Origin of the sequence: Collinsella sp. OM07-12 (assembly GCF_003438275.1) — a bacterium.
GTDB lineage: Bacteria > Actinomycetota > Coriobacteriia > Coriobacteriales > Coriobacteriaceae > Collinsella.
The window spans coordinates 23404-38024 of record NZ_QSTQ01000017.1 but is presented as its reverse complement, the minus strand read 5'-3'; the positions used below and the strand labels follow the sequence as shown (position 1 = coordinate 38024).

Annotated in this window: 12 protein-coding genes; 7 read left to right on the top strand and 5 right to left on the bottom strand. The window is 61.8% G+C overall.

Translation table 11 applies throughout. The features are described 5' to 3' along the window. Nucleotides 1–71 precede the first annotated feature (71 nt). From pth to glmU, 4 genes are all read right to left on the bottom strand, one after another. Nucleotides 72–701: an aminoacyl-tRNA hydrolase gene (pth, locus tag DXB98_RS07290; protein WP_199407150.1), complete on the bottom strand. Its 630-nt coding sequence runs from the start codon at nt 699–701 to the stop codon at nt 72–74. A gap of 351 nt (nt 702–1052) precedes the next feature. Next, nucleotides 1053–2180, bottom strand: coding sequence for a hypothetical protein (locus DXB98_RS07285; RefSeq protein ID WP_117743668.1), 1128 nt, complete (start codon nt 2178–2180; stop codon nt 1053–1055). Nucleotides 2181–2632: 452 nt separating this feature from the next. After that, entirely contained in the window at nt 2633–3619 is a 987-nt protein-coding gene (locus tag DXB98_RS07280; protein WP_089573682.1) for a ribose-phosphate pyrophosphokinase, read from the bottom strand. A gap of 191 nt (nt 3620–3810) precedes the next feature. Further along, entirely contained in the window at nt 3811–5223 is a 1413-nt protein-coding gene (gene glmU / locus DXB98_RS07275) for a bifunctional UDP-N-acetylglucosamine diphosphorylase/glucosamine-1-phosphate N-acetyltransferase GlmU (protein WP_117743667.1), read from the bottom strand. A gap of 199 nt (nt 5224–5422) precedes the next feature. On the opposite strand from glmU, the gene DXB98_RS07270 reads away from it, so the two are divergent. From DXB98_RS07270 to DXB98_RS07260, 3 genes are read left to right on the top strand one after another with little or no spacing between them, the layout of a single operon-like run. Next, nucleotides 5423–6310, top strand: coding sequence for an energy-coupling factor transporter transmembrane component T (locus DXB98_RS07270; protein WP_233505124.1), 888 nt, complete (start codon nt 5423–5425; stop codon nt 6308–6310). Next, nucleotides 6310–7764 carry an ABC transporter ATP-binding protein gene (locus tag DXB98_RS07265; protein WP_117743665.1) on the top strand — a complete coding sequence of 485 codons (1455 nt, stop codon included), beginning with the start codon at nt 6310–6312 and terminating at the stop codon, nt 7762–7764. The genes DXB98_RS07270 and DXB98_RS07265 overlap by 1 nt, the downstream gene beginning before the upstream one ends. Before the next feature lie 4 nt (nt 7765–7768). Continuing rightward, the gene (locus DXB98_RS07260; protein ID WP_117734767.1) at nt 7769–8482 is read left to right on the top strand and encodes a DUF6580 family putative transport protein; all 714 of its coding nucleotides are present in this window, start codon (nt 7769–7771) and stop codon (nt 8480–8482) included. Between the two features lie 350 nt (nt 8483–8832). Here DXB98_RS07260 and DXB98_RS07255 read toward each other — a convergent pair whose 3' ends face one another. Next, nucleotides 8833–9651 (bottom strand): exodeoxyribonuclease III, encoded by an 819-nt coding sequence (locus DXB98_RS07255; RefSeq protein WP_117743664.1) that lies wholly within the window; start codon nt 9649–9651, stop codon nt 8833–8835. A gap of 135 nt (nt 9652–9786) precedes the next feature. Between DXB98_RS07255 and DXB98_RS07250 the strand changes: the two genes are divergently transcribed. The 4 genes from DXB98_RS07250 (at nt 9787) to DXB98_RS07235 (ending at nt 14530) form a co-directional block, all read left to right on the top strand. Beyond that, nucleotides 9787–10539 carry an NAD-dependent protein deacylase gene (locus DXB98_RS07250; protein WP_117743663.1) on the top strand — a complete coding sequence of 251 codons (753 nt, stop codon included), beginning with the start codon at nt 9787–9789 and terminating at the stop codon, nt 10537–10539. Nucleotides 10540–10633: 94 nt separating this feature from the next. After that, a complete protein-coding gene (gene folP / locus DXB98_RS07245; protein WP_117743662.1) occupies nt 10634–12379 on the top strand; it encodes a dihydropteroate synthase in 1746 nt (581 codons plus the stop codon). Beyond that, nucleotides 12380–13081, top strand: a complete 702-nt coding sequence (locus DXB98_RS07240) for a hypothetical protein (RefSeq protein WP_117743661.1) — start codon at nt 12380–12382, stop codon at nt 13079–13081. It begins immediately after the preceding gene. Between the two features lie 252 nt (nt 13082–13333). Continuing rightward, complete coding sequence (locus DXB98_RS07235; RefSeq protein WP_117743660.1) at nt 13334–14530, top strand: ATP-binding protein; 1197 nt, start codon at nt 13334–13336, stop codon at nt 14528–14530. Nucleotides 14531–14621: the final 91 nt, after the last annotated feature.

Genomic DNA, 14621 nt, shown 5'->3' with positions numbered 1-14621 from the left:
TCGCTTGCGTGTATCTTCGGCAGGTGGGAAAAGTGACCTGCCAAAAAGGGACAGGTTTATTTTGGCAGGTTTTAGTGCTTGCCGTTGGCGGAGGCGGAGCCGTTGACATGGTCGCGGGCATAGATCGCGCCGTGCACGATGGCGAGGCCCGCAGCGTCGGCGGCACGGGCGCAGGTGTCCTGGAAGTCCTCGGCCTCGCGGGCGCGCAGCTGCTTGAGCACATAGTCGGCGACGGCCATCTTGCCGGGAGGGTTGCCGATGCCGGTGCGGATGCGGCTAAAGTCGCGGCTGCCCATCTTGTCGATGATGGAGCGCAGGCCGTTGTGACCGGCATGGCCTCCGCCCACCTTGACGCGCACATCGCCGGCGGGGATGTCGAGCTCGTCGTGGATGACGAGCAGCTCCTCGGCCTTGATCTTGTACTCGCGGCAGAGCTTGGAGATGGGGCCGCCCGAGGTGTTCATGTACGACTGCGGCTTGACCAGCACGATCTGGCGCTTGCCGTCCTCTTCCTCGGCATCGTTGATGTTGATGAGCGCGACCTCGGCGCCGGCCTGGTTTTTCCAATACGTGACACCGGCCTGACGGGCCAGCTCGTCGATCGCCTTAAAGCCGGCGTTGTGGCGGGTCTCGGCATATTCCTCGCCCGGGTTGCCAAGCCCGGCAACCATGCGAATCTTAAGCGGCTGTGCAGCTGCCATGTTCATCCTTTCGTTGATTTGTCGCCTGCTATGGTGAGCGACCCTGTTGCCACTGTCAAATGGAGGGCAATTGAGGTTGTTTGGGGGCGTTTGGACGGCCGTCAAAATCCGAGGTGGACAGTTAGTTCAGATACGTATAAGTTCTGAGGACTCGAAGTGCTTAATTCGATGCCGATACGTTGTTTTGGAGCTTTAGTTAGTCCATATGGCGCCGTTTTGAAGTCTACCCTGCCTTCAAATAGGGCGAATGGTATAGAGATAACTGCAAAACAGCCTAATTCACTGTGTCCATTTATACGTATTTGAACTAACTGTCCAGCCCTGCTCGACGGCGCACGGGTGATTCGCCGTTTAGACCGGCGCAAGGCCGATTCCGGCCCGCAGAGCGTTGAGCCAAGCGGCCTGACGCTTGCGATAGCCCTTGATGCGATACCGGAATCGGACTCCCGCGAGTCGATGCATCGTTTGGGCGAAGGCTTCGAGTGCAACAAGGTCTTTCATTTGGTCGCGATTGATAACCAGGACGTGGATGCCCATTGCTTTGAGTCCATTATTTCGATTGCCATCGTGGATGCGAGCGTTTTGAAGCTCATGCCCAATTCCGTTGTATTCGTTGTCGACTCCGGCTGCCGGGCAATATAGGTCGCAGATGGCGTAAGGGATGCCGGAGGACATGTTGACCGCAAGAGTGTCGAAGTCGATTCGATGGTTGAGTAGCAGGCCTCCCATGGGCAGGCTGCAGCATCCGAATCCGCCAAAGCGCATGGGCGCTCCGAGAACGGCAAACATTTGGGATTCGGCTGGGGATGCAGATCCGGGTCGGGTGAGATTGACTGCCGTGCGAAACGAGGTGTATGAGCTACTTTTGGCGAAGCGCGCGACCGCCTCAAGCTCTTCGATAGTTGTGGCGGGCTCACATTTGTAGTGCGCCTGTTCGTAGCGGGTTTCGTTCTGCTGTTCGGCCGCCGACTGATCGCCCCGGCAATCGAGGTCGTCCATCGCTTCGTAGCCATCGCCCTTGGGCCAGACGTCGTCATAGGCAATGGGGTATGTTGCCCCGGGAGGAAGGGAGTAGGTTCCGAGCAGTTCCATGAGAAGCATCAAGGTTTTGGCGACTGATTCATTTTTGGAACAAAGCATGGCTGTCATGGCAGGAGACGTTGCGTAGATGTCGGCCTCGACGTGCATAATTGCACCTTCAGGAAGAGGAGCGGAGAGAATATGCTGAAGAAGTCGCTTGTCGGGGCGTCTGTTGTCTTCGCTTGAAACGAGAAGATCGAGCAGTTCGGAATCATCTTCATTCCAGGCGTCGAGTATCGAAAGTGCGCCAAAGTCTATCGCGTCATTATTGGGAATGCAGCTAGCCAAGACCTGTGCTTGCTGTTCACTATCAACGGAGTCCCAGGGTAGGGCAGAGTACGCCCGTCGTGCGCGACGAATTGCGCGGAGGGCGGAGAGATGTGAAATCACGGTCGTCATAGCTATAACGTACTAAGTTGGCGGCAGAATGCGACCGCCATACCGTTCTTTTCGCTCAGCGGGGCGCTGCGCGCCATGAACGGCTGGGTGTTATGAAATCGATGGAATCGGTTGAGGGGATTGCAGGAAATTGAGCTCTGCCGCGAAGGTTGACGATAGCTACTGGACAGTTAGTTCAGATACGTATAAGACGGCGGGCGTTCGAGGCGTTTCTAAGGGCCTTCGAGGGCGATTTGAGGGTAAATATGCGGCGATTGTGCTCGAAAACGATGAGCATTGGGCGGCATGGCATCCGCCGGGGAGCTCAGAAGGCTCCGAACGGCCCTTTGGGGCTTTAAAAAAATACGTATCTGAACTAATTGTCCAGGGAAGGTTGGCGAGGGATAGAAAAAGGGCCGGAAGCGAGCTTCCGGCCCTTTAAAAGCATCAAAGATGATGCGATGCGCGTTGGATTACAGTGCGAAGTCGCCGCCGACGAGCGTGGAGACGGGCTCCTCGTGGTAAACGGCGGAAATGGCCTGGGCGAACTCCTCGGCGACCGAGATGGTCTTGATCTTGCCGCCGACCTCGACGGGGATGGCGTCGGTGACGACGCACTCGACGATGGGAGCGTCGTTCAGGCGCTCGATGGCCGGGCCGGAGAAGATGCCGTGGGTGGCGCACACGTAGATGTCGCCGGCGCCCATGGCCTTGAGCTCCTTGACGTTGGCGCACAGGGTGCCAGCGGTGTCGATCATGTCGTCATTGATGATGCAGGTCTTGCCCTTGATGTCACCGATGATGCCCATGACCTCGGCGGCGTTGTGGCGCGGACGGCCCTTGTGGGCGATGGCGAGATCGCAACCGAGCATGTCGGACAGCTTCTTGGCGGCCTTGGCGCGACCCACGTCGGGGGACACGACAACCAGGTTGTCGGTGTCGAAGTGCATGTCGTTGTAGTACTGGCCGAACAGCGGCAGTGCGGACAGGTGGTTAACCGGGATATCGAAGAAGCCCTGGATCTGGCCCTGGTGCAGGTCGAGGGTGATGATGCGGTTGACGCCGGCGCGCTCGAGCAGGTTGGCGACGAGGCGGGCAGTGATGGGCTCGCGCGGGCCGGCCTTGCGGTCCTGGCGGGCATAGCCGTAGTGGGTGATGACGGCGGTGATGGAGCGGGCAGACGCGCGCTTGGCAGCGTCGGTGGCGATGAGCAGCTCCATGAGCATGTCATTGACGTTGCCGCCGGCCACGGACTGAATCAGGAAGACGTCGGCGCCGCGGACGGTCTCGTCGTAGCGGGCGTAAATCTCACCATTGGCGAACTGCTTTAGCGTAAGGCCCGAAAGCTCGACCCCAAGGTACTCAGCGATCTTCTGAGCGAGGGGACGGTTGGAGGAACCGGAATACACGCGGATGGACTTGCGCATATTCTCCGACTTCTCGGGATCATTAATCGGCATTACCCTTCTCCTTTATATCGAATGCCATATAGATGCCTTGTTGCATTGTAACCGCGCGGCGGGGTTTATCGAGTCTTGATAACGTCTTTACCGTCAACGGACACGAACCGACCACTCATCCGGTCGCGCAGGTCAGCATAGAAAAAGGAGCCGTCCCCATGGGAACAGCTCCTTAGATGCTTGATAAAACGTTATACCTCGTCGTCCTCGTGCAGACGGCGGCGATAATCGGCGGCCCAGCCTTCAATATTTACCTGACGGGCGCGGCCCAGGCCGAGTGCATCTGCCGGAACCGGCTCGGTGATGACGGAGCCGGCGGCCACGAGCGCGCCGTCGCCGATCTGGGCGGGCGCGACCATCATGGTGTCGGAGCCGATGAAGGCGTCCTTGCCGATGACGGTCTTGTGCTTGTGGACGCCATCGTAGTTGCAGGTGATGGAGCCCGCGCCCACGTTGACGCCGGAGCCCATGGTGGTGTCGCCGATGTAGGACAGGTGCGGCACCTTGGAGCCCTCGCCGATCGTGGACTTCTTGATCTCCACGTGCGTGCCGGCCTTGGAACCGTCGAGCATGTGGGTGCCCGGGCGCAGGTAGGCGCGCGGGCCGCAGTCGACGCCGTTCTCGATGACGGCCTCGATGGCGATAGTCTCATCGATGACGCAGCCGCTGCCGACGGTGGTGTCGGTGAGGCGGCTGTTGGGGCCGAGCTGGCACTCCTCGCCCACGGTGACGTGGCCGATCAGGTGCGTCTGCGGCCACACGATGGTATCGCGGCCGATGACGGCATCGGGGCCGATCCAAGCCTGCGTGGGGTCGATGAAGGTGACGCCCTCGGCCATCCAGTGCTCGTTGATGCGATCGCGCGCGATGGCGGTGAGCTGCGCGAGCTGGATGCGGCTGTTGACGCCCAGACCGTCGCGGTAATCATCGCAGTGGAAGATGGAGACCGCCTGGCCGTGGCCCTTGAGAATTTCGAGCATGTCGGGCAGGTAATACTCGGACTGCGCGTTGTCGTTGCCGATCTCGTCAATGTGGGCGGCGAGCTGCGCGCCGTCAAAGGCGTAGCAGCCGGCGTTGCACTCCAGCAGCGCGGCGGCCTGCTCGGGCGTGCAGTCCTTCTGCTCGATGATGCGCTCGATCTGGCCGTCGTCGCCCAGCTTGATGCGGCCGTAGCCGAAGGGGTCGGGCGGGGTCATGGTCATGACGGTGCAGGCGAGCTCGCCGGTGGCGACGGTCTGTGCGAACTTGGCGACCGTGTCGGCGGTGATGAGCGGCAGGTCGCCGTTGAGTACGACGACCGGGCCTTGCGTGATGCCGCAGGCCTCGAGTGCGACCTTCACGGCGTGGCCGGTGCCCAGGCGCTCGGTCTGCTCAACGCACTCGACCTTGGTGGCACTGTTGGCGTAGGCGCCGTCGATGAGGGCGCGCATCTCGTCGGCGTGGCTGCCGATGACGACCACGACGCGGCTGCAGCCGGCTTTGATGGTGGCGTCGACGATCCACTGAACCATGGGCTTGCCCAGGATCTTGTGCGAAACCTTGCAGTGGTTCGACTTCATGCGGGTGCCCTCGCCGGCGGCGAGGATAATTGCGGTTGCGTCCATGTGATCTCCTGTTACGTTATAGAGACGTGTGTTTGGAAACGATACACGGCGCAATATGATACCGCAGGCATATGATGAGCGCGTAACGATTGGTTTGCGGCGGTTGAGGCTTGCGTCGCCGGTGTGGCGTTTACGCTGGTTGTGTATGGCGCCGGCGGCGCTGCGGCGTTGGCGTTTGAGCGAGGGGATGGGGGTGCCCGTGGACATCACGCGAGAGGAATCGGGCAGTGAGCCCGTCGCGGCATTCTCGATGTCGCACCCGGCGGTGCCGGCGCTCTATATGGTGCTGACGCTGGGGCTTACCATGTTCTCGATGCAACCGGTGTTGATTGCGCTGTCGCTTGCGGGCGGGCTGGCGTACGGGCTTGCGACGCGCGGTGCTGCGCGCACGTTGGGGGCGCTTCGCTGGCAGCTGCCGGTGATTTTGATTATCGCGCTGGTCAATCCTCTGTTTAGCGCCTCGGGCTCGACGGAGCTGTTCCGTATTGGTATGCGCGCGGTGTATCTGGAGAGCATGGTATACGGCCTGTGCATGGGCGGGCTGTTTGTGGCGAGCGTGCTGTGGTTTGAGGCCGCGGCGTCGATGCTCGAATACGATAAGGTGCTTGCGCTTTTGGGTAACGCCGCGCCGGTGATCGCGCTCATGATCTCGATGTGCATGCGGCTTATCCCGCAGTTTTTGCGCCGCGGCCGCACGGTGCTGGCGGTGCAAGATGCGATTGACGTGCCGGGGCGCGCGCCGGCCGACCCCGTGCGCTCGCGCCTGCGGGCATCGAGCGTGCTGATGGGCTGGGGCATGGAAGATTCGCTGGAGCGCGCGGACGCGATGCGCTCGCGCGGGTGGGGTGCCGCGACGCGTCGCACGACGTACGCGCGGTATCGGCTGGGGCGCGGCGATGTTGCCGCGCTGGTTGGGCTTGCGGCGTTTGGTGCCGCCGCGGTAGCGGTGGCATGGGTTGCGACGACGCAGTATTCGTTTTACCCGCAGCTTTCGGTGCCGGCGCCGTGGCCGGGCTATGTTGTATGCGCGGCTTGGATGGCACTGCCCTGCGTGCTGCGCGCGGTTGACGAAAAGAGGTTTGGCTGATGACTCGGTTGGACGGGAGCATGATGACGGGCATGGTGCGCGGCTCGGATGAGCCGGCGATTGAAGTGCGAGGCCTGCGCTTTGCCTACCCCGGGGCCGAGGCGCCGGTGTTCGAGGGGCTTGACTGGGCTGTTCCCCAAGGCGCGTTTGCGCTGCTCGTTGGTGGTACCGGGTCGGGTAAGTCGACGCTGCTGTCGCTGCTCAAGCCCGAGATCGCTCCGGCGGGCGAGCGCACTGGCGAACTGCTCGTGCTGGGCGAGAACGTTGCCGACATGGACGTGCGCGCGTCCGCGGAGCGCGTGGGCTATGTGTTTCAGGACCCCGAAAACCAGATTGTGTGCGAGACCGTGTTGCACGAGATGGCGTTTGGCCTGGAAAACTTGGGCATGTCGTGCGACGAGATGCGCCGTCGCGTGGCCGAGACCAGCTATTTCTTTGGGTTGGAGGATTGGCTCCACCGCGATACCGACACGCTTTCGGGCGGACGCAAGCAGCTGCTGTCGTTGGCGGCCGTGCTGGCGTTGCGCCCGCGCGTGCTGCTGCTCGATGAGCCCACGTCCCAGCTGGACCCCGTCGCCGAGAAAATTTTTATGCATGCGCTGTTTCGTGTGAATCGCGAGCTGGGCTGCACGGTTGTTGTGGCAACGCACCAGCCGCGGCCGATGCTCGAGTATGCGACGTATGCGTACCGGATTAAGGGCGGTCGCGTACGCGAGGCGGCTGACCTAGCGAGTTTGGGTAGTCGCGAGGGACTTTTGGCTTTGGACTCTTGCCGGCCCGCGCAGGGGGCGGCGACGAGTGCGGCAGCGGCTATCCGCGAGGGCTGGTTTCGCTACGATCGCGCGGGCGGTTGGGTGCTGCGCGGGCTCGACGTGGCGTTTTCGGCCGGCGTGGTGCATGCGGTCGTGGGCGGAAACGGCTGCGGCAAGTCAACGATGCTCTCGGTGCTGGCCAAGACGGCTAAGCTGCAGCGTGGCCGCATGGTGCGTGGGACGGCTTCGGCGGCGCTGCTGCCTCAGAATCCCAAGGCCCTGCTGGTTGCCGAGACGGTTCGCGATGAACTAATGGAATGGGCTTCGACCTGCGGGTACGACGAGGCCGTGGCACAGGAGCGCGCAGCAAGTCTGGGGCTGTCGGGCCTGGATGGGCGCCACCCGTGCGATCTTTCGGGCGGACAGCGTCAACTGCTTGCATTGGCAAAGCTGCTGCTGATTGGCCCCGAGCTGTTGCTGCTTGATGAGCCCACCAAGGGCCTTGATCTGGCAAGTCGCTGCATTATCGCCCGAGCCCTGCGTGAGCATGCGCAGGCCGGCGGCACCGTCATCATGGCCACGCACGACCTGGACTTTGCCGAGCAGGTCGCTGACGAAATCGCCATGATGTTTGACGGCGAGATCGCCTGCGTGGAGCCGCCGACCGACTTCTTTGCCGAAAACGTGTTTTATAGGGCGTGATGGAATGGCGGATTATCGCGTCTCGCGCCTACTTGCAAAAATGGAAATCCCGCTGCTGCTGGCGGTCCCCGCAGTGATGACTGCGGCGTTGCTGGCGGGCGTTGAACAGGCGGCGCTTGCCATGCTTGTCGTGGTGGCGTTGGTGCTCGCGCTGTTCTTTGCGGGCTACGAGGTATCGCGCCCCGGCCTGCGCCAGATTATGCCAACGCTGGTTCTGGCGGCGTTGGCCGCGGCGGGGCGTATCTTGTTTGGCCCCATTCCCGACTTTAAACCCGTGAGCGCCATCGCCATTATCGCGGGGGCGACGCTGGGCCGGCGCAACGGGTTTATGGTCGGCGCGCTGGCGGCGCTGACCAGCAACTTCTTTTTTGGCCAGGGTATGTGGACGCCGTGGCAGATGTATGCCTGGGGACTCGTCGGCTATGTTGGCGGCGCCCTGGCGCATGCGGGTGCGTTCGACCGTGCGGATGGGACCGTGCGCATGCCGGCATTGCTTGCGTACGGTTTTGCATCGGGCCTGCTCTATGGCGTCGTGATCAACGCATACGACATCATCGGTTTTGTGCAGCCGCTCACGTGGGCGGGCGCCGTGGCGCGTCTTGCCACGGCGGTGCCGTTCGACATCACGCACGGACTCGCGACCTGCGTGTTTTTGGCCGCCCTGTACAAGCCCTGGTGTCGCCGCATCAACCGAGTCGTCGTGAAGTACGGGCTGTAGGGCTGGTTGTGTCGGGGCGGGAATCAATACTGTCGAAGTGCCATTTCAAAACTATGCCGGTTTACGGGGCTAGATTGGCACAGGCAGGCCATACCGGCTTTTTTCGAAATAGAGTAAGCCGTTTACCTGCAGTTTTATTATTTCGGAATTGCGTATGGTTGGGGGTTTGCGATTTAGCCCCGTAAACCGGCATAGTTTTGAAATGGCCGGTTGACATGACGGGCATCGTGGCCCTCAGAGAGCCAAATTGATCCGTTTTCTTCCGTCCCCAGACGTCCCAGGGAATCAGCTGAACCCGCCCGCAAGACGAAAACGCCCCGCTTTTCTTCGTCTTTGGGAGATCAGTTGGGTTAGAGCTCAAGGGCGAGGGTAACGGGGCAGTGGTCGCTGCCAAAGATGTCACCGCGGATGCCCGTGTCGCGCACGTTGCCGGCGATTGCGTCGCTCACCAGGAAGTAATCAATGCGCCAGCCAGCGTTGTTTTTGCGAGCATTAAAGCGGTAGCTCCACCAGCTGTAGACGCCCTCGACGTCGGGGTTTGCCGCGCGCCAGGTATCGGTAAAGCCGGCATCGAGCAGCTCGGTGAACTTGCCGCGCTCTTCGTCCGAAAAACCCGCGTTGCCGCGGTTGGACTTGGGGTTCTTAAGGTCGATCTCCTCGTGCGCCACGTTAAAGTCGCCGCAGGTCACCACGGGTTTACCGGCATCGTGCTCAAGTGCGCTTAAAAAGCCGCGGTAGGCATCGTCCCACGCCATGCGCACATCGATGCGGGCGAGCTCGTTTTGGGCGTTGGGCGTATAGACGTCGACAAACCAAAACTTATCGAACTCGAGCGCGCAGACGCGGCCCTCGGTTGCGGCCTGGGCAACGAGCTCTGCCGCCTCGCCCTCGCCGGCGTAGGGCAGCAGCGCATCGGCGCGCAGCACGCGCAGCGGTTCCTGGCGGCTAAAGACCGCGGTGCCCGAATAGCCTTTGCGCTCGGCGTAGCTCCAGGTTTGGTGATAGCCGGGCAGGTCGATATCGACCTGGCCCTCTTGCAGCTTGGTCTCTTGCAGCGCCAAGATGTCAACATCGAGCTCCTGCGCGATCTGGATAAAGCTCGGGTCCTTTTTGAGCACGGCGCGCAGGCCGTTGACGTTCCACGAGGCGAAAGTGTAAGTCTGAGGCATGGTGTCCTTTCGACGGGGTTGGCAGGCTTAAGATTAGCGCAACAAGGGCGGAGCGGGCACCACGCGTGACAACCCAAGGGCCGCGTGCTGGGATATTGCCCGACGCTGCCCGACCAACCAGGACGGAGGACTCGTATGACGCAGGCAATATCGGACCCCAAGCAGGCCTCCGCGGCGCTGGCGGAGCTGTTCGATACCCACGAGCGCGTGGTGTTCTTTGGCGGCGCGGGCGTTTCCACGGCGAGCGGCATTCCCGATTTCCGCAGCGTGGACGGCCTGTATCATCAGCAGTTTGCCTACCCGCCCGAGACTATGCTCTCGCATAGCTTTTACGAGACGCATCCGGCCGAGTTCTTTGACTTCTACCGCACCAAGATGATCGCGCTTGGCGCCAAGCCCAATCGCTGCCACACCAAACTGGCCGAGCCGGAGCGGACCGGCAAGCTTAGCGCCGTGGTGACGCAAAATATCGACGGCTTGCATCAGATGGCCGGCTCGCAGCGCGTGTTCGAGCTGCACGGCTCGGTCCACCGCAACATTTGCCAGGCGTGCGGCGCAGTCTATAGCGCCGAGTGGATTTGCTCGCGCGAGCACGAGGACGCCGCGGGCGTGCCCGTGTGCCCCGCGTGCGGTGGTCGCATCAAGCCCGATGTGGTGCTCTACGAAGAACCGCTCGACGAGCATGTGATGACCGGTGCCGTTGCCGCCATCGCCGCGGCCGATGCCCTCATTGTAGGCGGGACCTCGCTCGTGGTGTATCCGGCGGCGGGCCTTACACGCTACTTTACCGGCGATACGCTGGCCATATGCAACCTTGCTCCCACCGATCAGGATGCAAATGCCGACCTGCTGATTTCTTGCGACATCGCGGCCGCGTTTGCGTTCTAGCCCGCGTGCGCGGATACAATAGAAAGACTGATTGCAAAGCGACCACGCCGTCAGCGCCCGAGCGCGGCGGCGTGGGCATTTTAGGAGGATGTTCATGGCGAACGACAGCAAGACATGGCGGTGCGGAAAGTACGAGCTCAGCTTTGACCGTCCGCGCATCATGGGCGTCCTCAACGTGACGCCCGATTCGTTTAGCGACGGCGGGGAGCACTTCGACCCGGATGCCGCCATCGAGTACGGCCTGGCGATGCTCGACGCCGGCGCCGACATCATCGACGTGGGCGGCGAGTCCACGCGCCCCGGATTTACCCCGGTCAATCCCGATGAGGAGGCTCGCCGCGTGCTGCCCGTGGTGCGCGCGCTGGCCAAAGAGGGCGCCATCGTCTCGATCGACACGCGCCACGTGGCGGTTGCTAAGGCGGCCGTGCGCTGCGGCGCCTCGATCGTCAACGACGTGACGGGATTCACCGACCCCAAGATGGTCGAGTTTGTTAAGACGAGCACTTGCGGCGTTATCGTGATGCACGCCGGCGAGGTCGCCGCTCCCGCTCGTACGCACGCGACGGTGCAGCTCGATACCTCGGCCGCGGCGTTTGTTGCCGAGAAGGCGCGCGAGGCGGCTGCCGAGGCCGCGCGCGAGGCCGAGAAGCCCGCTCGTCGCCGCCGTGGCAAGCTGCTGGGCGACCCTAAGCCCGAGGCAAAGCTTCCGGGCGGCGTGGTGCAGCCCTCGTTGCCGTTTGGCGATCCGGAACCCGCGTCCGAGCCTACGGACGAACTGGGGCAGGAGACGCCGGGCGCCGAGCAGGCCGCGCCTGCCGCCGATACCGCTGCGCCCGAGGCCACGCCCGCGACCCCCGAGCCCGCGCCGGAGCCCAATGACCGCCTGGCCGCCATGATGCGCCGCAGTGCCCGCCGTGAGGAAGCCTATGTGCCCACCTCGCAGCTCCGCCGCTTTACCCTGCCCGATTCTGCGCCCATCATGCGCCGCGTCATGGGCTTTCTGTCCGACCAGGCCCGCACGCTCATCCATGCCGGCGTGTCGCGCGACCGTATCTGCATCGATCCCGGCCCGGGCTTTGGCAAGACGGCCAACGAGGATATCGTCATCCAGCGCGAGACCGCCAAGATGGCATCGCTGGGCTATCCGCTCATGTGCGCCGTGTCGCGCAAGCGTTTTGTGGGCGCCGTCTCGGGCGTGACCGAGGCGGCCGCGCGCGATGCCGCCACGTTTGGTGTGTGCCTGGGCGCCATCCAGGCCGGTGCCAACATCGTGCGCGTGCACGACGTCACCGGCTTCGCGCAGTTCCTGAACGGTTACTGGGCCGTCGCCAAGCCGCAGCCGCGCCGCGCGTTTGTGGCCGTGGGTTCCAACCTGGGGCATCGCTGCGACAACATCCGAGCCGCGCGCGACATGATCGCCGAGATCCCGCTCACCTGCGTGTCCAACTGCTCGCGCATCTACGAGAGCGAGCCGGCCTACGAGACGCACCAGGACGCGTTTGCCAACGCCGTCATTGAGATCAAGACCGAGCTGGCGCCGCTGGTACTGCTTGACGAGCTGCAGAAGATCGAGCTCGAGCTGGGCCGCGACCGCTCCAAGAAGGCCAAGGTCAACGGCCCGCGCACCATCGACTTGGACCTGTTGTGGATGGATGGCGAGACCCACGGCGGCAAGAAGCTGCGCCTGCCGCATCCGCTGATCGGCGAGCGTGACTTTGTGCTGGTGCCGCTCGAGGACCTGATGCACGACCCGGCTCGGTTCTTCCGCTACAACGGCGTCGAGGTCAAGGAGCCCGAGGATCGCGTGGGCCATATCGTGGGCGAATTGGGGCGTATGTAGATGATCGAGATGAATGCTGTTGCCGCCGGTACCGAGCTCGACGCGGCGCGTGACGCGGGCCGCGAGGGTGCGTCCGCGGGCCGGTGCGCGTGGAGCGCGGGCGATGCATCGCTGACGTTTTCGCTGGTCGTGCGCCCCGATGTGAACATGCACGCCTTCCACGGCCTGCCGTTTGTGGCCGCGATGGGCATGATGGACGCGCTTGTGGGCACGGCTTCGACGCCGGGGTTGGGCCTTGCCGGCAAGGTGGGCATTGAGTGGCCGAGCAACATCGTGTGCGGCGCGCCCGCGTTCGAGACGCCGTTCGCACGCGTTGCCGTGAACGGTGGCGCCGGTGCCGCGGGCATGTTCGGTGCCGTGACGGTGGATATTGAGCGCACGGCGCTGAGCGGGCTTGGCGTGGATATGGCCGACGAGGCGCTGGTCGAGGCGCTGTCCGCCGCCGTGCTGACCCGCGTGGACGCCTGGGCGGCTATTGCCAACACGCCGCAGGGCGCCGCCGGTCCGCTGGCCCCGGTGCTGGGTGAGTACTTCGATATGGTGCCGCTGCTGGGTCGTCAGGTCGCGGCGGTGTCGCCCAACGGCTTGCCGCTCGCGGTCGGTGTGTTTGCGGGCCTGGATATCTGGGGCCGTGCGACCATCAAGACCGATGCCGGCGAGCAGGAGTTTCCGCCCGAGGCCGTACGGATTCGCGGACTGTAACGCGAGGCACCCGCGCTCAAAGATAACGATGACACCGAAGCCCTCTTCGGCCTGTGCCGGGGAGGGTTCCGCCTATCTGGGGAATGGGTTGCCAGCGCCCTATTCCTCAAAATTGAAAAATTTTCGTTTTTGAGGAATAGGATTAAGGCAGCTCGGTCTTTCGCGAGGTATATTCGCTATAGAGCCTATTCCTCAAAACTGAAAATTTTTCAATTTTGAGGAATAGCGATAAAAGACCGCGAGGAGGCCCCGATGAAACTCATCAATAGAACGTCATATATGGACACGTTGACGAGTCTTATTGGCGTGCCGGACATCAAGGTCATCACGGGCATCCGTCGTAGCGGTAAATCAAAATTGCTCGAGGCCCTCCGCGATTACGTGGAGGCACATCTGTCCAATTCGAATGTCATCCATATCAACTACAACCTCGATGAGTTCGAGAACCTACTCGAGTATCACGCGCTGCTCGCCTATGTAAAAGAGCATCGAGTGTCCGGCAAACAAAACTTTCTGCTTATCGATGAAGTTCAGATGTGCGACGGTTTTGAGCGTGCGATCAATAGCCTTCACGCATCCGAGCAGTACGACATATTCATTACCGGATCGAATGCCTTTTTGCTGTCGAGCGATCTGTCGACGCTCTTTACGGGGCGTACGTTCGAGATCGAGGTTTTCCCATTCTCGTTTGAGGAGTATCGTCTCTATGGCGACGAGGGCGAGGTCGACCGCGACTTCGATGAGTACGCGAGAACCGGCGGTATGTCCGGCTCTTACCCTTATCCACTGCAGGAGCAGCGCTATCAATATCTCTCCAACGTCTTCAAGACGCTCATTGTGAGAGATATCGTGCAGCGGCATAACGTGAGAAACGAATCGGCACTGCTGCGCATTGCCGATTACATGATGGACAACGTTTCCAACATTACGTCGGCACGCAACATTACTGATGCATTAAATGCGGATGGGCTAAAGATTACGAACAAGACGGTCGGCACGTACATGGGGTACCTGTGCGATGCGTTTGCCTTCTATAAAGTTCGTCGGTACGACATTCGCGGCAAAAAATACCTTAAGAGCGGCGAGAAGTACTATCTGGCGGACCATGCGTTTAAATATGCGCTTCTTGGTACACGTGATATGGATTGGGGACGCGTATACGAGAACATGGTGGCAATCGAGCTGCTGCGTCGCGGATACGAGGTATACGTCGGCGTGCTCTATAAAAAGGAAATAGACTTTGTAGCAATCAAGCGGAGCGAGAAACTCTACATTCAGGTGAGCGACGACATCAGCTCGGATAAGACATTTGAACGCGAGATTTCGCCACTGCTGAGCATTGGCGATGCGTATCCCAAGATGATTCTCGCCCGCACGCATCACGAGGCCACGGATCGCGACGGAGTGCAGATCGTGGACCTGGCGAGGTGGTTGTGCGGCGAGGCGTAGCAGAAAGCCTATTCCTCAAAACTGAAATAATATCGTTTTTGAGGAATAGGACCGATGCATTGCTTAGTCCGCCGCTCGCGCCCGTGCTCGA

Coding starts and splice junctions, on each gene's coding strand:
- DXB98_RS07260 (WP_117734767.1), top strand. CDS start 7,769: ATGGCGGATTATCGCGTCTCGCGCCTACTTGCAAAAATGGAAATCCCG.
- pth (WP_199407150.1), bottom strand. CDS start 701: ATGGCAGCTGCACAGCCGCTTAAGATTCGCATGGTTGCCGGGCTTGGC.
- DXB98_RS07280 (WP_089573682.1), bottom strand. CDS start 3,619: ATGCCGATTAATGATCCCGAGAAGTCGGAGAATATGCGCAAGTCCATC.
- DXB98_RS07240 (WP_117743661.1), top strand. CDS start 12,380: ATGATCGAGATGAATGCTGTTGCCGCCGGTACCGAGCTCGACGCGGCG.
- folP (WP_117743662.1), top strand. CDS start 10,634: ATGGCGAACGACAGCAAGACATGGCGGTGCGGAAAGTACGAGCTCAGC.
- DXB98_RS07285 (WP_117743668.1), bottom strand. CDS start 2,180: ATGACGACCGTGATTTCACATCTCTCCGCCCTCCGCGCAATTCGTCGC.
- DXB98_RS07265 (WP_117743665.1), top strand. CDS start 6,310: ATGACTCGGTTGGACGGGAGCATGATGACGGGCATGGTGCGCGGCTCG.
- DXB98_RS07235 (WP_117743660.1), top strand. CDS start 13,334: ATGAAACTCATCAATAGAACGTCATATATGGACACGTTGACGAGTCTT.
- DXB98_RS07255 (WP_117743664.1), bottom strand. CDS start 9,651: ATGCCTCAGACTTACACTTTCGCCTCGTGGAACGTCAACGGCCTGCGC.
- glmU (WP_117743667.1), bottom strand. CDS start 5,223: ATGGACGCAACCGCAATTATCCTCGCCGCCGGCGAGGGCACCCGCATG.
- DXB98_RS07250 (WP_117743663.1), top strand. CDS start 9,787: ATGACGCAGGCAATATCGGACCCCAAGCAGGCCTCCGCGGCGCTGGCG.